General features: G+C 58.7%; 20 protein-coding genes and 1 pseudogene. 11 read left to right on the top strand and 10 right to left on the bottom strand.

Annotated elements, in window-relative coordinates; translation table 11 throughout:
• The first annotated feature begins 33 nt into the window (after positions 1-33).
• The 4 genes from ftsY (at position 34) to rpoH (ending at position 3,673) form a co-directional block, all read left to right on the top strand.
• Positions 34-999, top strand: coding sequence for a signal recognition particle-docking protein FtsY (gene ftsY / locus NUV55_RS06885; protein ID WP_296671522.1), 966 nt, complete (start codon positions 34-36; stop codon positions 997-999).
• Positions 1,000-1,090: 91 nt separating this feature from the next.
• A complete protein-coding gene (gene ftsE, locus NUV55_RS06880) occupies positions 1,091-1,762 on the top strand; it encodes a cell division ATP-binding protein FtsE (protein WP_296671520.1) in 672 nt (223 codons plus the stop codon).
• The gene (gene ftsX / locus NUV55_RS06875; RefSeq protein WP_296671518.1) at positions 1,759-2,676 is read left to right on the top strand and encodes a permease-like cell division protein FtsX; all 918 of its coding nucleotides are present in this window, start codon (positions 1,759-1,761) and stop codon (positions 2,674-2,676) included. Before ftsE ends, ftsX begins: the two co-directional genes overlap by 4 nt.
• Positions 2,677-2,818: 142 nt before the next feature.
• The gene (gene rpoH / locus NUV55_RS06870) at positions 2,819-3,673 is read left to right on the top strand and encodes an RNA polymerase sigma factor RpoH (RefSeq protein ID WP_296671516.1); all 855 of its coding nucleotides are present in this window, start codon (positions 2,819-2,821) and stop codon (positions 3,671-3,673) included.
• A 78-nt stretch (positions 3,674-3,751) separates the two neighbouring features.
• On the opposite strand, the gene NUV55_RS06865 is transcribed toward rpoH, so the two are convergent.
• Positions 3,752-4,006, bottom strand: coding sequence for a hypothetical protein (locus tag NUV55_RS06865; protein WP_296671514.1), 255 nt, complete (start codon positions 4,004-4,006; stop codon positions 3,752-3,754).
• A 111-nt stretch (positions 4,007-4,117) separates the two neighbouring features.
• Between NUV55_RS06865 and rlmKL the strand changes: the two genes are divergently transcribed.
• On the top strand, positions 4,118-6,271 hold the full coding sequence (gene rlmKL / locus NUV55_RS06860; protein WP_296671512.1) for a bifunctional 23S rRNA (guanine(2069)-N(7))-methyltransferase RlmK/23S rRNA (guanine(2445)-N(2))-methyltransferase RlmL: 2,154 nt from the start codon (positions 4,118-4,120) through the stop codon (positions 6,269-6,271).
• A gap of 122 nt (positions 6,272-6,393) precedes the next feature.
• Here rlmKL and NUV55_RS06855 read toward each other — a convergent pair whose 3' ends face one another.
• Positions 6,394-6,717 carry a hypothetical protein gene (locus tag NUV55_RS06855; RefSeq protein WP_296671510.1) on the bottom strand — a complete coding sequence of 108 codons (324 nt, stop codon included), beginning with the start codon at positions 6,715-6,717 and terminating at the stop codon, positions 6,394-6,396.
• A gap of 233 nt (positions 6,718-6,950) precedes the next feature.
• Here NUV55_RS06855 and NUV55_RS06850 point away from each other — a divergent pair, with 233 nt between their 5' ends.
• From NUV55_RS06850 to NUV55_RS06835, 4 genes are all read left to right on the top strand, one after another.
• The gene (locus NUV55_RS06850) at positions 6,951-7,937 is read left to right on the top strand and encodes a serine hydrolase (protein WP_296671509.1); all 987 of its coding nucleotides are present in this window, start codon (positions 6,951-6,953) and stop codon (positions 7,935-7,937) included.
• A gap of 134 nt (positions 7,938-8,071) precedes the next feature.
• Positions 8,072-8,737 carry a nitroreductase gene (locus tag NUV55_RS06845; protein WP_296671507.1) on the top strand — a complete coding sequence of 222 codons (666 nt, stop codon included), beginning with the start codon at positions 8,072-8,074 and terminating at the stop codon, positions 8,735-8,737.
• A 33-nt stretch (positions 8,738-8,770) separates the two neighbouring features.
• Positions 8,771-10,024: a D-amino acid dehydrogenase gene (locus NUV55_RS06840; protein ID WP_296671506.1), complete on the top strand. Its 1,254-nt coding sequence runs from the start codon at positions 8,771-8,773 to the stop codon at positions 10,022-10,024.
• 192 nt (positions 10,025-10,216) lie between these two features.
• A complete protein-coding gene (locus NUV55_RS06835; RefSeq protein ID WP_296671883.1) occupies positions 10,217-10,414 on the top strand; it encodes a DUF1059 domain-containing protein in 198 nt (65 codons plus the stop codon).
• An 18-nt stretch (positions 10,415-10,432) separates the two neighbouring features.
• Here the strand turns inward: NUV55_RS06835 and dinB are convergent, their stop codons facing one another.
• The 5 genes from dinB to NUV55_RS06810 all read right to left on the bottom strand — a co-directional run bounded on the left by dinB (position 10,433) and on the right by NUV55_RS06810 (position 16,517).
• Entirely contained in the window at positions 10,433-11,599 is a 1,167-nt protein-coding gene (dinB, locus tag NUV55_RS06830; RefSeq protein ID WP_296671504.1) for a DNA polymerase IV, read from the bottom strand.
• Between the two features lie 101 nt (positions 11,600-11,700).
• A complete protein-coding gene (locus tag NUV55_RS06825) occupies positions 11,701-13,914 on the bottom strand; it encodes a YgiQ family radical SAM protein (RefSeq protein WP_296671502.1) in 2,214 nt (737 codons plus the stop codon).
• Between the two features lie 142 nt (positions 13,915-14,056).
• The gene (locus NUV55_RS06820; RefSeq protein ID WP_296671501.1) at positions 14,057-14,269 is read right to left on the bottom strand and encodes a hypothetical protein; all 213 of its coding nucleotides are present in this window, start codon (positions 14,267-14,269) and stop codon (positions 14,057-14,059) included.
• A gap of 224 nt (positions 14,270-14,493) precedes the next feature.
• Positions 14,494-15,600 carry an ABC transporter permease gene (locus NUV55_RS06815; protein WP_296671499.1) on the bottom strand — a complete coding sequence of 369 codons (1,107 nt, stop codon included), beginning with the start codon at positions 15,598-15,600 and terminating at the stop codon, positions 14,494-14,496.
• Between the two features lie 113 nt (positions 15,601-15,713).
• Complete coding sequence (locus NUV55_RS06810; RefSeq protein WP_296671498.1) at positions 15,714-16,517, bottom strand: ABC transporter ATP-binding protein; 804 nt, start codon at positions 16,515-16,517, stop codon at positions 15,714-15,716.
• 238 nt (positions 16,518-16,755) lie between these two features.
• Between NUV55_RS06810 and NUV55_RS06805 the strand changes: the two genes are divergently transcribed.
• On the top strand, positions 16,756-17,262 hold the full coding sequence (locus NUV55_RS06805) for a DUF1993 family protein (protein ID WP_296671496.1): 507 nt from the start codon (positions 16,756-16,758) through the stop codon (positions 17,260-17,262).
• Between the two features lie 186 nt (positions 17,263-17,448).
• On the opposite strand, the gene NUV55_RS06800 is transcribed toward NUV55_RS06805, so the two are convergent.
• The 3 genes and pseudogenes from NUV55_RS06800 to NUV55_RS13815 form a co-directional block, all read right to left on the bottom strand.
• Entirely contained in the window at positions 17,449-18,081 is a 633-nt protein-coding gene (locus NUV55_RS06800) for a YchE family NAAT transporter (RefSeq protein WP_296671495.1), read from the bottom strand.
• Positions 18,082-18,151: 70 nt separating this feature from the next.
• The gene (locus NUV55_RS06795; RefSeq protein ID WP_296671493.1) at positions 18,152-18,754 is read right to left on the bottom strand and encodes a DUF502 domain-containing protein; all 603 of its coding nucleotides are present in this window, start codon (positions 18,752-18,754) and stop codon (positions 18,152-18,154) included.
• 78 nt (positions 18,755-18,832) lie between these two features.
• Positions 18,833-19,166: pseudogene (locus NUV55_RS13815) on the bottom strand (glutamate--tRNA ligase family protein); the annotation flags it as partial.
• A gap of 63 nt (positions 19,167-19,229) precedes the next feature.
• On the opposite strand from NUV55_RS13815, the gene NUV55_RS06785 reads away from it, so the two are divergent.
• A complete protein-coding gene (locus NUV55_RS06785) occupies positions 19,230-20,723 on the top strand; it encodes an FAD-linked oxidase C-terminal domain-containing protein (RefSeq protein ID WP_296671490.1) in 1,494 nt (497 codons plus the stop codon).
• The last annotated feature ends 46 nt before the right edge of the window (positions 20,724-20,769 follow it).

The following is a 20,769-nucleotide window of genomic DNA, read 5'->3' as shown; positions in this document are numbered from 1 at the left end:
TTAACCGAAAAAGTTTCCATTCAGGATTATCTCTTGAGCCCGTCTTATCCTTCAGGCCAGTCAGAAAAAAACCGCCCCACCGGCCTGCTGGGACGCCTGCGCGACAAGCTGGCTGCCACCCAGCGCAGTTTCACCCGGGGGCTTTCCGACCTGCTGCTCGGAGATCGTGCGCTCGACGATTCTCTTTTCGAAGACCTGGAAACACTGCTGCTGTCCGCCGACGTGGGGGTGGAAACCACCCAGCAACTGATGCAAGACATCACGGATCAGGTATCGCGCCAGCAGCTGAACGATACACGCGCCGTGCATGGCGCGCTCCGGCAGGGCATTCTTTCAATTCTCGAACCCTGTCATCGGCGGCTGGAAATCGCAGCGGAAAGGCCTTTCATCATTATGGTCGTGGGCGTCAACGGAGTGGGCAAAACCACCACCATCGCCAAACTCGCAAACTATTTCAAAAATCAGGGGCTCACGGTAACGCTGGCGGCAGCCGACACCTTCCGTGCCGCGGCCATCGAACAGCTCAAAACCTGGGCCGGGCGGCTTGATATCCCCGTCATTGCCCAGCACACCGGGGCCGATGCCGCGGCGGTGGTGCACGACGCGCTCAATGCCGCGGTCGCGCGCCACAGCGACGTCCTCATTGTCGACACCGCCGGACGCCAGCACACGCAGGAAGGTCTGATGGATGAACTCCGAAAAATACGGCGCGTTATCGGCAAAACCCGCCCCGATGCCCCGCACGAGGTGTTGCTGGTGCTCGATGCCGGCACCGGGCAGAACGCCTTGTCGCAACTAAAACATTTCCGTGAGGCCGTGGGGGTGACCGGTCTCGCGCTGACCAAGCTCGATGGCACCGCCAAAGGCGGCATCCTGATCGCCATGGCGCGCCAGACAGGGCTGCCGATCCGCTTCATCGGAGTGGGGGAAGGCATGGACGACTTGCGTGAATTCAACGCGGAGGAGTATGTCGACGCGTTGTTGCCTAAAACCGAGTAGCAAGTTTCAAGTGGCAAGTTGCAAGATAAAATGATTGCCACTTTGTACATTCCTTGCTACTTGTTACTCGCTACTTGCCACTGATTTTTTCATGATTGAATTTGCCCATGTATTCAAACGTTACCCCGGGGGCTTCGATGCCTTGCGCGATATCAACCTGCGCATCGAGGCCGGCGAAATGGCCTTCATCACCGGCCATTCCGGCGCGGGTAAAAGCACCCTGCTCCGGCTTATCACAGCCATCGACCGTCCCACGCGTGGCGAGGCCGCCGTCAACGGCAAAAACCTGACAAAACTCCCGCGCCGACGCATCCCCTATTTCCGGCGCGAGATCGGCGTGATTTTCCAGGATCACAAGCTGCTGTTCGATCGTACCGTTTACGACAACGTGGCCTTGCCTTTGATCGTTACTGGCACCGACCAACAGGAGATTCCGCGGCGCGTACGCGCCGCGCTCGAGATGGTCGGTCTGCTCGACAAGGAACGCATGCTTCCGGTGACGCTCTCCGGCGGCGAGCAGCAGCGCGTCGGTATTGCGCGCGCCGTGGTCAACAAACCGCCCTTGCTGCTGGCGGACGAGCCAACCGGCAATCTCGATAGCAAGCTCTCCGACGAGATCCTCGACTTGTTTCTTGATTTTCATCACCACGGCGTAACAGTACTGATCGCGACACACGATCTGCATCTCATCGACCGCGCGCGCCAGCGCGTTATTGAGTTGAACCACGGCGAGCTCGCGCGTGACACGGGGGCCAAACCGTGATCAGGAATTATTTCCTGCGTCATGCGCAGGTTTTCTTTTACACCCTCGGGCAACTCTCGCGCGTGCCGGTGGCTACCTTCCTGACCGTCGCGGTGATCGGCATTACGCTGGCACTGCCGGCCAGCCTTTATGTCGCCATCGAGAATGTGCAGCGGCTGGCGCACGGCTGGGAGGACAATGGCCAAATTTCCCTGTTTCTGAAACAAGATGTTTCCGATTCCGCCATCGAAAAACTCTCCGAGAAAATTCGCAAATTGCCGGCGGTCTCCTGGGTGGATTACGTTTCGCGCGAGGCGGCGCTGGCCGAGTTCAAGAAACTCTCGGGCTTCGGAGAAGCGCTGGGCTCACTCGACCGCAACCCGCTGCCGCCGGTGCTGGTCGTGCACCCGGCCGCCAAGCACGCACGCCCCGATGCCCTGCAATCGCTGCTGAAGGATCTGCAGCGCCACAACGAAGTCGAGCTCGCGCAACTTGATCTCGAATGGGTCCGCCGGCTGTACGCCATGCTCGATCTGGCCATGCAGGGAGTATTGATTTTGACGGCAGGGCTGGCGCTGGCCGTGCTGCTCATTATCGGGAATACCATCCGCCTTGCCGTCCTCAACCGCCGTGACGAAATCGAGATCATCAAGCTGATCGGCGGTACCAATGCCTTCATTCGTCGCCCTTTTCTCTATTCCGGCACGCTTCAGGGCCTGCTGGGCGGCATCCTGGCCTGGTTGCTGGTCGCTCTGGGCCTGCTGATTCTGTCCGGCCCGGTACATCGTCTAGCGAGCCTCTATGGCAGTTTGTTCGCGGTTGAGAACATGGGTTTCCTGGCCGCCCTGGTTTTGATCGGGACGGGGGGGCTGCTGGGCTGGCTCGGTTCAAGGCTGGCCGTCGGCCGGCATCTACGGACTATAGAACCCCGCTGACCCCTTGAAATTCCCTGCCTCCAACCCATAAAACACCCCATAACAAGCGAACTTTTAGTTAGTTTGGCACTCAGATGGCTCGAGTGCTAAAATACTTTAGCTAAGAGAAAGACGTAAGGTTGAGCAACAGGAGATCCCAAACATGGCCCAGGCACTGACATTGCCCATCAATCTCTACCCCGAAAAGGGGCTCTCGGCCTATTTGCGCGCCGTTAATGCCCTGCCGGTCCTCAGCGTGAGCGAGGAGCGCAAGCTCGCGCGGCGCTACCACAAGCACAACGATCTCGACGCGGCCCGCCAGCTGGTCATGTCCAATCTACGCAACGTCGCGCGCATCGCGCGTGGTTTCTCCGGCTACGGCCTGCCGCAGGCGGACTTGATCCAGGAAGGTAACATCGGCCTGATGAAGGCGGTCAAACACTATGACCCGGCGCGCAAGGTGCGCCTGATGTCATTCGCCGTCCACTGGATCAAGGCGGAAATTTACGACTACGTCCTGCGCAACTGGCGCATCGTCAAGGTCGCCACCACCAAGTCGCAGCGCAAGCTGTTCTTCAACCTGCGCAAATCGCGCGAACGTCTCGGCTGGATGACGCGCGGCGAAGTCGATGCCATGGCGGAAAATCTGGACGTGGCGCCGGAAACAGTGCAGGAAATGGAAGGCCGCATGAGCAATTTCGATGTCGCGTTTGACGCCGACAACGACGCCGATGACGACAATTACCATGTCGCGCCGGCCGGCTACCTGCAGGACATGCGCTACAACCCCGAGGTGCTGGCGACGAAATCTGATCAGGAAGACGCACGCCAGACGCAATTGAAAGACGCGCTCTCAACGCTGGATGCGCGCTCGCGCGACATCATTCAGCGCCGCTGGCTGGACGAGAAAAAACCCACGTTGCACGAACTGGCGGCGGAATACAGTATCTCGGCCGAGCGCATTCGTCAGATCGAATCGAAGGCGCTCGATATTATGAAAGACGCGCTCGTAGCCTAAGGCTGCACATAAGCAATCAAACAAATAGGGCTTCCTGCGGGAAGCTCTTTTTTTAGCACGGAATGTCTAAAATTGGCGCTATTTCCTGCCCTCATTACCCAGCCAGCCTACCAAGTAATAAAGCCGAAACCCTTCGGAAGATCGAGAGGGTCCAATGACGCGAGCCGGATAAAGATTTTTTTCGGAATCGGCCCCTTCGAGCGCCGCCGCTTCGGATTCCATGACGGTCACGCAATTCTCCGGAAACCGGTCGCGGGTGCGCCCCGGCGCGTAGATCAGCGCAAAGACTTCATTGACTACCCTGGTTTCCGGATCGAGACCGATGCGCGTCATGATAGGCCGCCTGCAAGATCGTCGGTCGACCGATTATCTTCTCCTCACCCCATGATCTCAACCCAGATTGTTTACCGGGAAAGACCGGGCACGTAACATGCGCCCCAACCCATGACCGACACACGCCAATTTTTCGCCACCTGTCCCAAGGGCATCGAATCGCTGCTCGCTGACGAATTGCGCCAGCTCGACGCGGAGACGGTCAAGGAAACCCGCGCCGGTGTGGCATTTGAGGGTCCGCTCGCCATCGGCTACCGCGCCTGCCTGTGGTCGCGACTGGCCAGCCGCATTCTGCTGCCGCTGACAAGTTTTCCGGCGCCCACGCCGGAAGATCTGTACGCCGGGGTAAAAACCATTGCCTGGAAGGAGCATCTCGACGCTGAAGGGACGCTGGCCGTGGACTTCACCACCTCGCAATCGGCCATCACCCACTCGCACTACGGCGCGCTGAAAGCCAAAGACGCCGTGGTAGACCAGCTGCGCGACGAATTCGGCGTGCGGCCCTCCGTCGATACGGCCCAGCCCGATGTCCGCATCAATATTTATTTGCTGCGCGACCAGGCCACGGTCAGCCTCGATCTCTCGGGCGAATCCCTGCACCGGCGTGGTTACCGCACGCAGACGGTGCAGGCGCCGCTCAAGGAAAATCTCGCCGCCGCGATCCTGCTGCGCGCCCACTGGCCCGCCATCGCCAAACAAGGCGGCATGCTGGTGGATCTCATGTGCGGCTCGGGCACGCTGCTGATCGAAGGTGCCATGATCGCCACCGACATGGCGCCCGGGCTGGCGCGCGAGTACTTCGGCTTTCTGCGCTGGAAAAAACATGATGCCGCGGCATGGGCGAAACTACTCGACGAGGCGCACCAGCGGCGCGAAACCGGGCTCGCGCAGCTGCCGCCGATTCACGGCTATGACCACGACCCGCTGGCGATCCGGGCTGCGCGCGACAACATCAAGCGCGCAGGGCTGGGCAATCTTATCGTTGCGCAACAACGTGAACTGTCCGACTGTAGCCCGGAAGAGGCGTCAACCGGGCTCGTGGTGGCCAACCCGCCCTATGGAGAACGCCTGGGCCCGGGGTCCGAACTGTCGGCGCTGTACACAGAGCTCGGCACGCAGTTCAAAAAATGTTTTCCCGGCTGGCGCGGAGCGGTGTTCACCGGCAATCCTGAATTGGGAAAAGTGATGGGATTGCGTGCCGGCAAAATGCACACACTTTACAACGGCGCCATCGAGTGCAAGCTGCTGCACTTCGAGATCACGCCAGAAAATGTCGTGGGCGAACGCGTGGCGAAACCCTTCGAGATCCGCCCCGGTTCGAGCGCGGAAATGTTTGCCAACCGACTGCGCAAGGACTTGCAGCACTTCGGCCGCTGGGCGCGACGTCAGGAAATTTTCGCGTACCGACTATATGACGCCGACCTGCATGAGTACAACCTCGCCGTTGACGTATATGAATGTGACAAGCGTTACGTGCACGTACAGGAATACGAGGCACCGGACACCATCAGCCCCGACAAAGCACGGCAACGGTTACAGCATGCCTTGGGTGTAATTCCGTTGATCCTGGAAATCCCGCGGGAACAGATGTTCTTCAAGGTACGCCGGCGCCAGAAAGGCGGCGCACAATACGAAAAACTCGACGAGACTGGCAAGTTTCATGAAGTCCGTGAAGGCCCGTGCCGGTTTCTCGTTAACTTCACCGATTACCTCGATACCGGGCTTTTCCTCGATCACCGCGACACGCGCGCAATGCTGGGTGAACTGGCGGGCGGTAAACGATTCCTTAATCTTTTCGGCTACACCGGCACCGCCACGGTGCACGCCGCGCTCGGCGGAGCGGCGTCCACCACCACCGTGGACATGTCATACACCTACCTCGATTGGGCGCAGCGAAATTTCGATCTGAATAAACTGGCGGGAAATAAACATGAACTGGTTCAGGCCGATGTGCTGGTATGGCTGAAGGAAAACCGGCAACGACGCTACGAGTTGATTTTTCTCGATCCGCCAACCTTCTCGCGCTCCAAGCGCATGGAAGATACGCTTGATATCCTGCGCGATCACGCTGCGCTCATTACCGATACCGCGGCACTGCTGGAGCCCGGCGGGATATTGATCTTCTCAACGAATCTGCGCCGTTTCCGGCTGGACCGGGACCCGCCCGCGGATCTCCATATCGAGGACATTTCCCGCAAAACCATCCCCATGGACTTCGAGCGCGATCCGAAAATCCATCAGTGTTTCCGGATCACACGGAAATGATATGAAATTCAACCGCAGAGGGCACAGAGTACGCAGAGAAAGTATTGAGAATAAACTGGAAACTCTCTGCGATCTCTGCGTGCTCTGCGGTGAAAACTCATATTTTAAAATTCTGCCAGCGGCTATACCGTCGCCCGCCGGATGGTGCGCTTGAGTGCATGAATCTGTCGCAGGACGCCGTGCAGGTCCTGGCGATCTTTCGTGGCCAGAATTTCATCGCGCTTTTTTCTCAGAGCCCGGATCTTGATCTTGATCCCGGCTTTGTCGATGCCGACCACCTCATGGTGCTCATGCATTTCGATCCCCAGTGCCGTGCACAGACCCTTCAGCAGATGATCCTTGTTCATCTGCGTTGCACCCTTGACCGCCTCGTGCTCGATGTCCTTGGCAATCTCGCGCATCTGCGCCACGGTCATTTCCTTCAGTTCGTGATAAGTATGCGCCATGGATGTTGCTCCTTGTCAGTAATCGTTCCGAAACGCCTGGACAGCATATTAAACCCCCACCCCCCATAGCAAGCGGCGGTGCACCCGGCGCTCGGGCCGGACCGCCTGAAAAGTGGGGCGCTCCTCCGATGAGAGGCAGTCCGGGGTGGAAATACGCGCCTTGTCAATGCTTCACAAGACCCTCCATACCGGGTTAAGGTTGCGTCCTGCCGATCACCTACTAATATAAAGTAGTGGCCGCGAAAAAGAACAGGGAGGAACACGTCATCGATTCAATCAAACTGACAGGGATGCTGGTCAGTCTGGCGACCGTCGCCGGCCTGACTCTTACCACGCTGTTTGCCACCTCGGATGCCAGCGTCACGCCGCCGGTTGAAAACAAGCCAGCCTCGTTCGCCTCGGCGGCGGACATCATCCAGTACGGTCACCCCGAACGGCTTACGCTGCAATCGGGCGTCGCCATAATCATGGATGATCGCGAAGGTGTCATGCTCTACGGACGCAACATCGAACGCCCGCGCCCCATCGCCTCCCTGACCAAGCTCATGACAGCGTTGGTCATCCTTGAATCCGGATTGTCGCTCGACGAACAGATCAAAATCACGCGCGATGATCGCGACCGCCTGCGTGGCACGAAATCACGTATTGGCTTCAATGCCGTGTTCACTCGCTACGATTTGCTGCGCGCCGCACTCGGTGCCTCCGACAACCGCGCGGCGGCCGCGCTGGCGCGCTCTTATCCGGGCGGCGAAGACGCCATGTTCCAGGCCATGAATGCGCAGGCGCAGAAACTCGGGATGACACAGACCCGTTTCATCGACGCCAGCGGCCTGCACAATGGCAATGTCTCCACCGCCAACGATCTCGTGCGGTTGGTCGAGGAGACACAAAAACATCAGCTGTTCCATTTGATGACTACCACACCCTCGTTCCGTATCACCGACCTGGCTTCGGGACGCCAAGTCGCCTTTCGCAATACCAACCGGCTGGTGCATCGCGACAGCTGGGACATCAGCCTGAGCAAAACCGGTTACACCGCTGCCGCGGGTAATTGCCTGATCATGCAGACCACCATCTCAGACCGTCCGCTCACGATTGTCTTGCTCAACTCGTGGGGCAAGCTCAGCCGTTACGGCGACGCCCGCCGCATCCATCAATGGCTGGAAAAGGCCGAACGCCGCGTCCCGCCGCTGCAGACCGCCCGCGCCTCCACCGGTTAAATTAAAACGGTTTTCCCCCTACCCAACCCGGCGCCTGCCGGGTTGTTTCGTTTCGGCTCTTCATCCGGGAATTCTTCCGATACCGTAATCGGGTTACATTACGGTATTCACGATCTACCAGCGGGAGATTGCCGATGGATGTCCTTGATGTGATCAAGCAGCGCGCTTCGACACGCGCCTATCTCAACAAACCGGTCGACCGCACCACGGTGGAAGCGATTCTGGACGTCGCACGCTGGGCGCCATCGGGCACCAATGCCCAACCATGGCAAGTCGTGGTGATCACGGGCGCAACCAAACAAAAAATCAGCGCCGCGCTGCTGGCGGAGCGCGTCGCGAGACGCCCGGAGAATCCGGACTACGCCTATTATCCCAAGCAGTGGAATGAACCCTACAAATCGCGTCGCGTGGCCTGCGGGCTCGCGCTCTACCAGGCACTCAAGATTGGACGTGACGACAAGGACGCGCGCCTGAAGGCCTGGAACAACAATTACTCCTTCTTCGGCGCGCCGGTGGGGCTGCTGTTTTTTCTCGATCGCTCACTGGAGAAAGGCTCATGGATCGACATGGGCATGTTCATTGAAAATGTCATGCTCGCCGCGATCGGGCATGGGCTCGCCACCTGTCCGCAGGCCGCGATCGCGGAATATCCCGATATTGTTCGTAATCTGGTGAATGTTCCCGATACCCGCGCCCTCGTCTGCGGCATGGCGCTCGGATACCCCGACACGGGGGCGCCCGTGAATAATTACCGCACCGCACGCGAGCCGGTGAATAATTTCACCACCTGGCATGCATAACAACCGCACGCTCTTCAGCAACATCATGTCTTCATGAAAGTACTCGTCCTCGGTAGCGGGGTGATCGGCGTCACCACCGCCTGGTATCTGCAGCGCGCGGGGCACGAGGTCACGGTCGTGGACCGGCAAGCGGAAGTAGGCCTGGAAACCAGCCATGCCAACGGCGGTCAGGTGTCGTGGGGCGCGGGCACTCCGTGGGCCGCGCCCGGCATTCCGCTCAAGGCGCTGAAATGGATGCTGCGCCCACATTCGCCGCTGGTACTGCGCCCGCGTCTGGACCCGGCGATGTGGACCTGGCTTTTCAAAATGCTTGCCAATTGCACGTCTGAGCGTTACGTCATCAACAAGGAACGCATGGTACGGCTTTCGCGTTACAGCCACGAATGCCTGATGGCACTACGGAATGAAACCGGTATCCGTTATGACGAGCACATGACCGGCATACTCGAACTCTTCCGCACGAAAAAAGAACTCGACGATGCGGCACGAGACGCCAGGATGCTCTCACGCTGGGGTGTCGATTGCCGCCTGCTCGATCGCGCCGGTTGTGTCGCGCACGAACCCGCGCTGCGCGCGTCGCAGGAAAAGATTGTTGGGGGCCTGCATTTTCCCGGCGACGAATCGGGTGATTGTTTCCAATTCACCCAATCGCTGGCTAACCTTGCCAAGTCCCAAGGCGTTACGTTTTCACTTAATACTCACATAGAACGGCTCGAAGCAGATGGTGACTGTCTCATCCGTGTAATCACCGGCGAGGGCGAGCTGAAAGCCGATGCCTATGTGATCGCCTGCGGCAGCTACACGCCACTGCTGCTGCGCCCGCTCGGCATCCGGCTGCCGATCTATCCCGTCAAAGGTTACTCCGTCACCCTTCCGCTCATGGATGCCAAGGCGGCTCCGGCCGGCAGTGTGACTGATGTTACATACAAGGTCGTCATCACACGTTTGGGCGACAAGCTGCGCGGCGCAGGGACGGCGGAGCTCGCAGGCTATGACCTGTCGTTGCGGTCCTCGCGGCTGGCCATCATCTCGCACGTGCTGGCCGATCTGTTTCCGGGCGCCGGCAATCAGGTGGATGCACAGAATTGGTGCGGGCTACGGCCGATGACGCCGGACAATCCGCCCATATTGGGCGCCACGCCTTGTAAAAACCTGTTTATCAATACCGGCCACGGAACCCTCGGCTGGACCATGGCCTGCGGCTCAGGAAAAATCCTGGCGGATATTGTCTCGGGCCGCAGCGTGGACATCGACCTGAAAGGCCTGACGCTGGCACGATTTTCCTGAAAGGGAATGCAGTCCGCGTTCAATGCGTCTCTTTCTTTCGAAGCTGGTGACGCTGGCATGAATGTTGTTGCCTTGACACCTATAAATCGAGGATTAAGCTTGGTGTTAGGTCCCGCACAAAGGAATGGGGGGTCTGAAGTTGTTGATTTTTCCTCAAGCTGTTTAGATCGAACCAAAAAAAATGGAGGAGCTATGGTCAGGAAATTCATTGACTGTCGGGATTTTCCCTGCGAGATGCGTTGCTCAGTGGCTATCTTTGCTGACACCGAGTCGGAACTGATAGAGGCGGCCGTACAGCACGCAATAGCGGTTCACGGGCACAGAGACACGCCGGAGCTACGCGCCCAAATGATACAAGCATCCAAAATGGAAAGACGGCGCGCCGCTTAAGCGCGCGGCCTCAGGGGTTTACTCCGAGGTGTGAGCCAGTTCGGCGGCACGTGTCAGCGCCGCCGAGCCGAAGCGGGCGTGTATCCAGTCACTGACGGTATCGAGGCGTACCTGCCTGGATCGGATCGACTCATCGAACAGATCGGTCTGGCAAGGCCCGGTCGGATCGAAACCGCTCACGCTGAAACCGAGCAGGCGCACTCCGCGATGCCGCAGCGGAAGATTTTGCAACAGCATCGCCAGACCCGTGTCCCACAACTCCTGTGTAACGTCCGTGGACTGTGACAACGTGCGCGAGCGCGTGATGGTGCGGAAATCGGCGAAGCGGATTTTCACGTGCACGATCCGTCCGCGGATACGGTTGCGCCGCAGGCGCATGGCCACCTGACGCGTCAGGTCGAGTAACCAACCGCGTAGCGCCTCGACATCGGTGATGTCCTCCGCAAACGTGGTCTCGTGTGAGAGGGATTTGGCCCTGTGGTCCGGCACCACCGTGCGATGATCCTTCCCGTGCGCCAGATCCCACAGCGTTCCACCCCAGCTGCCAAATAATTCCTCCAGCATCTCCGGCGTCTGCGCGCGCAGATCGCCGATGGTGTGTATGCCGAGATTCTGCAAACGCTGATTGTTGACCTTGCCCACGCCCCAGAGCTTCGACACCGGGAGCTTGTCGAGAAAGGCCTGCACGCCGGCAGGATTCACTTCGAGAATTCCGTCAGGCTTCCCTGCCTCACTGGCCACCTTGGCAAGAAACTTGTTGTGCGCCACCCCAACCGACGCGGTGAGCTTGAGTTCATCCCGGATTTCGCGCTTGATGCGCGCCCCAATATCAGCCGGTTCGCCGAACAGAAGATGACTGTGCTTCACGTCCAGAAACGCCTCATCGAGCGACAACGGCTCAACGAGTGGCGTGTAGCGATGAAAAATGTCACGGATCTGCTGCGATACCTGAGCGTAATAGGAATGGCGCGGCGGCAGGACGATCAGGTGGGGACAAAGATGTTTGGCTCGCGCCGTCGGCATGGCGCTGTGAATACCGTAACGCCGTGCCGCGTAATTTGCCGCCGCGACCACCCCGCGCTTGTCGGGATTGCCGCCGACGACCATCGGCTTGCCGCGAAGGCCCGGACGATCCCGCTCTTCGATGGAGGCGTAAAACGCATCCATGTCGATGTGCAGGATCATCTACCGTGGTTCAACCTGCGTGAATATGGGGTCATGCTGGAAGCGCATGTTATCACGCACGCGACTTGAATGGCATTGCTCGAAACTGAAATTGAACCTGTTCAGCGTCGCTTGCCGCTGCCGGTGGGGCTGCCGGGATGCAGTGTCTTGTGCGGTCGCTGTCCGACGTGCGCTGACTTGGGTTTCTTCGGTGTGAATTTCGGCAAGCCGGTGTGTTGCGTGGCAAAGCGTTTGCCACCGCGGCGGCCTTCGTGCACCTGCCCTGTCCCCACCGGCTGATACGAGGGAATCAGCTGATGCTTGGCCGAACCGATGAGGTCGAGTCGGTGCATGCGCCGCAACGCGGCGCGCAACATCGGCCAGTTGTTGGCGTCGTGGTAGCGTAGGAAGGCCTTGTGCAGCCGGCGCTGCTTGAGGCCCTTGGGGACGAGCACCCGCTCGCTGTCGCGGGTCACCTTGCGCAGCGGGTTCTTGCCGGAGTGGTACATGGCGGTCGCCGTCGCCATCGGTGACGGCAGGAAGGCCTGCACCTGGTCGGCACGAAAGCCATTCTGCTTCAGCCACAGGGCCAGCTCCAGCATGTCCTCGTCAGTGGTGCCCGGATGCGCCGCGATGAAATAGGGAATCAGGTATTGCTCCTTGCCCGCCTCTTTCGAATATTTATCGAACAGCTCCTTGAACTTGTAATACGCCCCCATCCCCGGCTTCATCATTTTGGATAGCGGGCCTTCGCGCGAATGCTCAGGCGCGATCTTGAGATAGCCGCCAACATGGTGCGTCACCAGTTCCTTTACGTACTCCAGCGATTCGATGGCGAGGTCATAGCGCACGCCGGAACCGATCAGCACCTTCTTGATGCCCGGCAACTCGCGTGCGCGGCGGTAGAGTTTAACGAGAGACGAATGATCGGTATTGAGGTTCTGGCAAATATCGGGGTACACGCACGAGGGTAAGCGGCAGGCCGATTCGATTTCGCGCGACTTGCAGGCGATGCGATACATGTTGGCCGTGGGTCCGCCAAGATCGGAGATCACGCCGGTGAAGCCGGGCACGGTATCGCGGATGGTTTCGATTTCGCGGATGACCGATTCTTCCGATCGATTCTGGATGATGCGCCCCTCGTGCTCGGTGATGGAGCAGAAGGTACAGCCGCCGAAGCAACCGCGCTGAATGGAAATAGAAAACCGGATCATCTCGTAGGCCGGGATTTTCTCCTTGCCGTACGACGGGTGTGGCAGGCGCTGGTACGGCAGCTCATAGATGCCGTCCATTTCTTTGGTCGCGAGCGGCAATGGCGGCGGATTGAGCCACACGTCGCGGTTACCATGGCGCTGCACCAGGGCGCGCGCGTTGCCGGGATTGGTTTCGACATGCATCACGCGCGAGGCGTGCGCATAAAGGATGGAATCTTTCGATACCGATTCGAACGCCGGCAGACGAACCACGGTTTTTTCGCGGTCCAGCTTCGGCGCACGCTTGTGCAACTGAACAACATTAATAACAGACTCCCCCTCCCCTTGCGGGAGGGCGTTAGGGGGAGGGGAAGCACGCATTTCTTCCTCGCTCGCATAAGGATTCACCGGCGGATTCAACGCGCCGGGCGTATCCAGTTTCGCGGAGTCCAGTTCGGTCCAGCCTTCCGGCAGACCGTTACGCACGAAAGCGGTTCCGCGAACGTCGGTGATATTGGCAAGCGGCTCCTTGGCCGCGAGGCGATGCGCGATCTCGACCACCTGGCGTTCGGCATTGCCATAGACCAGCAGATCGGCCTTGGCATCCAGCAGGATCGAGCGGCGCACCTTGTCCGACCAGTAATCGTAATGCGCGATGCGCCGCAACGAGGCCTCGATACCGCCGATGATAATAGGCACGGCAACAAAGGCCTCTCGCACCCGCTGCGCGTACACAATCACCGAGCGGTCCGGGCGCCGGCCCGCGGCGCCGCCGGGGGTGTAGGCGTCGTCCGAGCGGATGCGCCGGTCGGCGGTGTAACGGTTGACCATGGAATCCATGTTGCCGGCGCTGATGCCGAAGAACAAATTCGGCCGGCCCAGGGTCTTGAATGCCTCGGCGCTCTTCCAGTCAGGCTGGGCAATAATCCCGACGCGGAAACCCTGCGATTCCAGCACGCGCCCGACGATGGCCATGCCGAAGCTCGGCAGGTCCACGTAGGCATCGCCGGTAACTAATATGATGTCGCAGGAATCCCAGCCGAGTTCGTCCATCTCCTCGCGCGACACGGGCAGAAACGGCGCCGGACCGAAGCGCTTGGCCCAGTACTTGCGATAGGAAAAAATTTCACGCGCGGTTTGCATGGGAACAGGGGTAACGCCGGAACACTGTATTAAGCAGGGGGCGCAGTCTACCCGTGAAACAGGACGAATTCTACCGGGTGGATATTTGGTAGCGTCTAAAGCAACATATCAGTGAAAACGGAGAATTGATTCCAGCTCTTCTTTATTTGTCCCGGGAGTCGATGAGCGCCTTACGTTCGGCTTGGTACTGCTGAAAGCTCACGGGCCGGTCTTGATACGTGGCATTATCCTGCGGATTCTTGGCCCTGGCGTGAAACTGCAGCGTGCTGTAAACCGCTTCGTAGAAATCGCGTGTGCTGGTACAGGCCGAGACCAGCAGACTCAAACCGATGAGCATCAGGCGCCATAGCTTCATGAATGCACCTTACCGTTTTCAATACTAACCATGGGGGAAATGGTGCAGAAAACGTGCCAAAGCCGTGATTTTGCTCATTAGACCGCTGCCGGCAGGAGCTATAAAAAATCCTCGCAGGCGAGCAACGACATGTATACCGGGAATTATTTAATGGGGAATTTGTAGCAGACCGCGGTGCCTTCACTTGCGTGATGAAACCGTGTTCAGAGCTAACCCCAATTTATTCAGTCCAGTGATTTCTTGAAACGCGTAATGCTTATCACGATAAAGACAGCGGCAAAACCAGAAAGGGCGGCGTAATCAGGCGCCAGAACGAGGAAGTCATTATCCTTGAGCAGGATGCCGCGCGTGAATGGCAGCAGATAAGCCACCGGCTGGATGTAAACCGGCATGGCCTCAACCGGAAAGATAAAACCCGACAGCAGAATGGAAAGAATAAGGATAAAAATCGACAGGAAAATGGCCTGCTGCTGGGTCTGGCTTACGGTGGAAATCACCAGCCCCAGGGCGATGAGCCCGACGACATATACAAAAGCAAGGCCAAACAGCATCAGCTGCGACGACGCGGCCGGAAGATCGAACATCGACCAGCCCAGCACCAGGATGAAATAAAAATCGGCGAAGGCAATCAGCATGTACGGAAAGATCTTGCCGAGGATGAATTCGGTCCGGGTGATGGGGCTGACCACAATTTGCTCCAGCGTGTTGTATTCCTTCTCGCGCACGATCGCCGTGCTGGTCAGGATCAGGGCGATCTGCATAATCAACACGCCGATAACACCGGGAAGGAAAAACCAGGTTTCCTTCTTGTCGGGGTTGAAAAGTATCTCAATATCCAGAATAAACGGCTCGGACGGAATAATGGTTTTTGGTGCATTCGCATCGAGAAAGTACATGTCACCGGTAACTTTCCGGTCGGTAATGGCACTGGAATTATTGTCCATGGCCGTCGCCAATGACGGCATCGTCCCGTCCACATACATCTTGACAGTGGGTTGTTGATTCTCGGAGAGCTTGTCGGAAAAATCCTTCTTGATAAACAACCCGGCGCGCGCACGTCCGTCACGAATTTCCTTGATAATGGCAGCTTCATCGGCCACATCATAAAGCTTGAAATAGCCCTCGTACCAGATATTGGTTTTGATCAGGTCGGTAAAAAAAGATTTATCCTGATCGACATAGGCCATTTTGACATTTGCCGGTTCCAGCTTCAGCGCCAGACCGAACAGAATCAGCAGGATCACCGGCGCCATGACAATAAAACCGATCAGGCGCGGATCGCGTCGCAGTTGCAGGAATTCCTTCTTCATCATTGCCAGAATATGTTTCATGGCGCCGGCGACTCCCGCGTCAACGTGATGAAGGCATCCTCGATATTGGGCTCGACCGCGCGCAGATGAACGCCGGAGGGAAGGCGGTGCGCCACGACGGCGGCCAACCGGTCCTAGGCCATCGCCGCGTCGGTGATGATCCGTAATTCTTCGCCGAACTGGTTCAATACCAGCACACCGTCCATCCCCGACAGCGCCGCGACGACGGCCGGGTCGTAATGCAGCCGGCAGGCATAGACACGATAGTCTTTCAATAAGCCCCTGATCTGCGTCGGCGTCCCCTCGCCCACCAGCCCACCCTTGTTTATAAATGCCAGGCGATGGCAGCGTTCCGCTTCTTCCATGTAATGCGTGGTGACGAAGAGCGTTTTTCCGGAGGCGGCCAAAGCGTAAAAGGATTCCCACAATTCCTTGCGCGTCACCGGATCGATGCCGGCAGTCGGTTCATCTAGAAAAATCAGCTTCGGGTCGTGCGCCATGGCGCAGGCAATCGACAGCCGCCTTTTATAGCCGCCGGACAATTGGCCCGCGCGCCGGTGACGATACGGTGCCAGGCCGTATTGTTCCAACAAGCGCGCTTGCTCGGCATCCGTGATTGGTTGGTAAATAGCGCTGTAAAAATCCAGGTTCTCCGCCACCGTCAACTCGGGGTATAGCGCGAAGTGCTGCGCCACATAACCGATACGCTTTTTAATGGCTTCGGCGTGGGTAGCGAGATCGTAACCCAGTATCTCGGCGTTCCCGCCGTCAGCCGACAGGATTCCCGACAACAGCCGGATCAACGTCGACTTTCCGGCGGCGTTAGGCCCGAGCAGTCCGAAAATCTCGCCGGGCGGGATCGATAGCGAAACGCTGTTGACAGCCAGCACGGCGCCGAAACGCTTCACAAGATTGTTGGCAGCAATGGCAACAGGCACGATCAGGGGTGCTCATCATCAAATATTCGGAATCAGAAGCCTACCCCGGCACTGACATGACGGAAAGGAGAAATTCGATCGGGGGCACGGCGCGTGTACCTTGCGCCCACACAAATGCCCCAAGTGCCCTCCGGGCTTTCCCTGATTTTCTGTGGGCGCGACGTTTGGGTATAGTTAAGGGCTTCGGAGCGATTACTGAACAATCTCTACGATTCCTTTTCACCATCAGGAGCACACCATGACTCTGTCCATGTACCAGGCTTCCATCCCGGTCTTCATTCACATGCACGGCAACCTCGCTGGCATCCTGGACAAGGGGGCCACCCATGCCGAGGCCAATAAGATCGACCCCTCGGTGCTCGTCAACGCGCGTCTGTACCCCAACATGTTTGCGCTGGCGCGCCAGGTACAGATTGCCACCGACGCCACCAAGGGTTGCGCCGCGCGACTATCGGGCCAGACCCCGCCAAGCTATGAAGACAACGAGGCCAGTTTCGCGGAGCTGAAGGCACGGCTGGACAAGACCGTCGCCTTTCTCAGGACCTTCAAGCCGGAACAGATAGACGGGAGCGAGGATAAAACGATTGAACTGAAGGTCGGCGGAAAGCCCATGTCGTTCAAGGGCCAGGCCTATCTCCTGCACTACGTGCTGCCGAATCTTTATTTCCACACCACCACGGCCTACGCCATCCTGCGCCACAACGGCGTTCCCGTGGGCAAGGCGGATTTTCTGGGGAAGATTTGAGAGTAATACTTGAAAAAGGATCGGCGCGATTGCTAATAAATCACGCCGATCCTTGCCAGAATGGCCCCAACGAAGGAGCTGCGCTTGGCAATTTCGGAGATCGCCACGATCAAAACGGTCGTGATGGCGATTTTGACCAGGTAATACGTCAATGGACTCTCCCTGTTTGATCTCAATCTAACCTGGCTACACCAAAGCCGGAAACAATCCTTTCAGTCCATTGGCAATAAATTCAATGGCGATCGCGGCCAGGATCAAGCCCATGATACGGGTGAAGATGTTGATCCCTGTCTGGCTGATAGTCCTTGATATCCACGGGATGAACTGGAATACCGTCAATAAAATGATGCTCAATAAAAATATATCCAGTCCCGCCAGAAAATAGTGACCGATGCCCGAGCCTTTATGGGAAAAAAGGATGACGGTGCTGATGGCGCCGGGTCCGGCGAGCAGCGGCATGGATAACGGGACCACGGCGATGGATTCCTTGGTCATGCCTTCTTGTTCTTCCTCTTTGGTATGAACCGCCGCGCTCAGCCTGGCCTGCAACATCGAGATGGCCATGAGCAGGATCAGAATTCCCCCGGCTACCCTGAATGAGTCAATCGTTATCCCGAAGAAGCGCAACAAAGCATGTCCAAAGAAAAGCGAAACGAACAATATGATGCATACGGACAGCACCACCAGCTTGGAGATTTCCCTTCTGTCCTTGTTGCTGGTATTCCCCGTCAGGGCAATAAAAATCGGTACCGCGCCGAGCGGGTTGACGACGGCGATGAGTCCAACCAGGAATTTAGTGTATTCGGTGTATTCGAGCATTGGTGGGTGTTTAAGGGTGTCTGGAATATCCTGGGAACTCCAATCTGGCCCCAATATTCGCACCGCCTCCTTATTTTTCGTCTTTGACGGCTGGAACGCTGAGACCCGCGGTCAGGGTAAAGCGCATGGCCTCCTCGAACGACATGTCCACCGGCTGCACCGACGCGCGCGGGACCAACACGGTGTAACCACCAACCTGATAGCTCATGGGCAGGTACACCATGATCACCCCGGGCTCGCTCATGCCCGACGGCAGGCCGGCGAGATCATCGCGCGTGACGAAGCCCATGATGCGCAGGTCGGTGCCCCCGAGGCGCACCAGCACCACCTGCCGCGCGCCCTGCTTCTGCGGCCGCGACAAGAAATCGGTAAAGTCGCGCAGTGTTCCATAGACCGTCTTGATCACCGGCACCCGGTACATCATCCGCTCGGTCCAGGCAAAGATACTGCGCGCGGCCCAGGTGCGCATCAGCAGGCCCACGAGGAATACCAACACCAAGCCCAGCATCAGCCCGAGACCGGGGACAAAGACCGCCTCCGACAACACGAGGTGCAACACCCTGTCCAGAACGCGCTCGGTTGTGAGCGTCACCCAGACCAGGAGATAAAGGGTCAATACCACCGGCAGCGTCACGGCCAGACCGGTGAGGAAGGTGCGAGTGATTTTTTTCATGGAATGTCCTCCGCTGACGTTATCCCGAGCACTCTAACAGAGCGTGCCGGCAGTACCCAAGCTTGCCGCTCGTCACGCGCAGGGATAAATCTGGTTCCGGGCTTTCAGATTTGCCAGCGCTTCTTCGTACAGCGCGTGGCGGCGGCTTTGGTACACCACCTCGCCGTCCCAGTGCAGACCAAAGGCTTCGAGCGTGCGCAGGATGTTATCGGCCGCGCGACGGCGCTGCGCGCGGAGGGTCGAGGTCTTCGATGCGCACCAGCCATTCGCCGCCACGCGATTTCGCCTGGAGAAAACTGCCGACAGCCGCAATCAGCGAGCCGAAATGCAGCGGCCCGGTGGGTGATGGCGCGAAGCGGCCGCGGTAGCGGCCGGGAGAATGTGACGCGCGGGACGGGGTCAATTGGCTCATTCCAGCGCGCGCTGTTTACCCCGGCATGACATGAGTTTAACCTTCAGGTAATACGAGTCTGACATGGCTACCGTTATTTCACAGAAAGTATCCGGCACACAAGTCCCGCGCGAAAAATTCGCGGCGCTGCTGCGCAAGCGCCTGCCGCGCGCCTCGGTGCTGACCACCGAGGAAGACCAGCGCCCGTACGAGTGCGACGGGCTGTCGGCCTATCGCAAGTTGCCGTGGATCGTGGCGCTGCCGGAGACCATCGAACAGGCCAGCTACGTGCTGAAATTATGCGCGGAACATAATATACCGGTCGTGGCGCGCGGCGCCGGCACCGGGCTGTCCGGCGGCGCGCTGCCACACGAGGCCGGCGTGCTGCTGTCGCTGTCCAAGTTCAACCGCATCCTCGAAGTTGACCCGGTCAACCGCACCGCCACCGTGCAGCCGGGCGTGCGCAACCTCGCGATCTCCGAGGCCGCCGCGCCGCACGGGCTGTACTACGCGCCCGATCCCTCTTCGCAGCTGGCCTGCTCCATCGGCGGCAACGTGGCCGAGAATTCCGGCGGCGTGCATTGCCTGAAATACGGCCTGACGGTGCACAACGTCACCGGCGTCAAATTCATGACCATGGACGGCGAGCTGGTCACGCTCGGCGGCAAGGCACTCGACATTCCCGGCTACGACCTGCTCGCGATCATGAACGGCTCGGAGGGCATGCTCGGGGTGATGGTCGAGTTCACGGTCAAGCTGCTGCCCAAACCCGAACGCGCGCAGGTGGTGCTGGCAGTGTTCGACGAGATTGAAAAGGCCGGCGACGCCGTGGCCGCGATCATCGCCCAGGGCTTTATACCCGCGGGGCTGGAGATGATGGACAGGCTCGCGATCAAGGCCACCGAGGAATACGTCAAGGCCGGCTACCCGCTCGACGCGGAGGTGATCCTGCTGTGCGAACTCGACGGCACCACCGAGGAAGTCTCCGAGGGCATCGCGCAGATCCGCGCGCTGCTGCTGAAGCAGGGCGCGGTCGAGGTACGCACCGCCAAGGACGAGGCCGAGCGCCTGCGCATGTGGGCCGGGCGCAAGGCGGCGTTCCCCGCTGTCGGGCGCCTGTCGCCGGATTATTACTGCATGGACGGCACCATCCCGCGCAAGCATCTGGGCAAGGTGCTGACTCGGATAAATGAGTTATCAAAAGAATATGGGCTGAGGGTCGCAAACGTATTTCACGCCGGCGACGGCAACCTGCACCCGCTGATTCTTTACAACGCCAACAATCCCGGCGAATTGGAAATGACTGAAGAGTTGGGCAGCAAGATTCTGGAATTCTGCATTGAGGTCGGCGGCACCGTGACCGGTGAGCATGGCGTTGGCATCGAGAAGATCAACCAGATGTGCATGCAGTTCACCAAGGGGGAGATCGAACAGTTTCATGCCCTGAAAGCGGCGTTTGACCCGCATGGCCTGCTCAACCCCGGCAAGGCGGTGCCGACACTGTCGCGCTGCACCGAGTTCGGGCGCATGCACGTACACAGCGGCAAGCTCGCCCATTCCGAACTCGAACGATTTTAATATGAATTTTTGCCACACAATTTTGTATGGAACAAAATTGGACGCG

The sequence above is a fragment of the Sulfuricaulis sp. genome, assembly GCF_024653915.1.
GTDB lineage: Bacteria > Pseudomonadota > Gammaproteobacteria > Acidiferrobacterales > Sulfurifustaceae > Sulfuricaulis.
The sequence above is the reverse complement of the archived record's forward strand: the minus strand, read 5'-3'. Positions and strand labels throughout refer to the sequence as shown.

What these genes read in the sequence shown, in the direction of transcription:
- ftsE (WP_296671520.1), top strand. Translation starts at nt 1,091, where the DNA reads ATGATTGAATTTGCCCATGTATTCAAACGTTACCCCGGGGGCTTCGAT.
- rpoH (WP_296671516.1), top strand. Translation starts at nt 2,819, where the DNA reads ATGGCCCAGGCACTGACATTGCCCATCAATCTCTACCCCGAAAAGGGG.
- NUV55_RS06865 (WP_296671514.1), bottom strand. Translation starts at nt 4,006, where the DNA reads ATGACGCGCATCGGTCTCGATCCGGAAACCAGGGTAGTCAATGAAGTC.
- rlmKL (WP_296671512.1), top strand. Translation starts at nt 4,118, where the DNA reads ATGACCGACACACGCCAATTTTTCGCCACCTGTCCCAAGGGCATCGAA.
- NUV55_RS06855 (WP_296671510.1), bottom strand. Translation starts at nt 6,717, where the DNA reads ATGGCGCATACTTATCACGAACTGAAGGAAATGACCGTGGCGCAGATG.
- NUV55_RS06845 (WP_296671507.1), top strand. Translation starts at nt 8,072, where the DNA reads ATGGATGTCCTTGATGTGATCAAGCAGCGCGCTTCGACACGCGCCTAT.
- NUV55_RS06840 (WP_296671506.1), top strand. Translation starts at nt 8,771, where the DNA reads ATGAAAGTACTCGTCCTCGGTAGCGGGGTGATCGGCGTCACCACCGCC.
- NUV55_RS06835 (WP_296671883.1), top strand. Translation starts at nt 10,217, where the DNA reads ATGGTCAGGAAATTCATTGACTGTCGGGATTTTCCCTGCGAGATGCGT.
- dinB (WP_296671504.1), bottom strand. Translation starts at nt 11,599, where the DNA reads ATGATCCTGCACATCGACATGGATGCGTTTTACGCCTCCATCGAAGAG.
- NUV55_RS06825 (WP_296671502.1), bottom strand. Translation starts at nt 13,914, where the DNA reads ATGCAAACCGCGCGTGAAATTTTTTCCTATCGCAAGTACTGGGCCAAG.
- NUV55_RS06820 (WP_296671501.1), bottom strand. Translation starts at nt 14,269, where the DNA reads ATGAAGCTATGGCGCCTGATGCTCATCGGTTTGAGTCTGCTGGTCTCG.
- NUV55_RS06815 (WP_296671499.1), bottom strand. Translation starts at nt 15,600, where the DNA reads ATGAAACATATTCTGGCAATGATGAAGAAGGAATTCCTGCAACTGCGA.
- NUV55_RS06805 (WP_296671496.1), top strand. Translation starts at nt 16,756, where the DNA reads ATGACTCTGTCCATGTACCAGGCTTCCATCCCGGTCTTCATTCACATG.
- NUV55_RS06800 (WP_296671495.1), bottom strand. Translation starts at nt 18,081, where the DNA reads ATGCTCGAATACACCGAATACACTAAATTCCTGGTTGGACTCATCGCC.
- NUV55_RS06795 (WP_296671493.1), bottom strand. Translation starts at nt 18,754, where the DNA reads ATGAAAAAAATCACTCGCACCTTCCTCACCGGTCTGGCCGTGACGCTG.
- NUV55_RS06785 (WP_296671490.1), top strand. Translation starts at nt 19,230, where the DNA reads ATGGCTACCGTTATTTCACAGAAAGTATCCGGCACACAAGTCCCGCGC.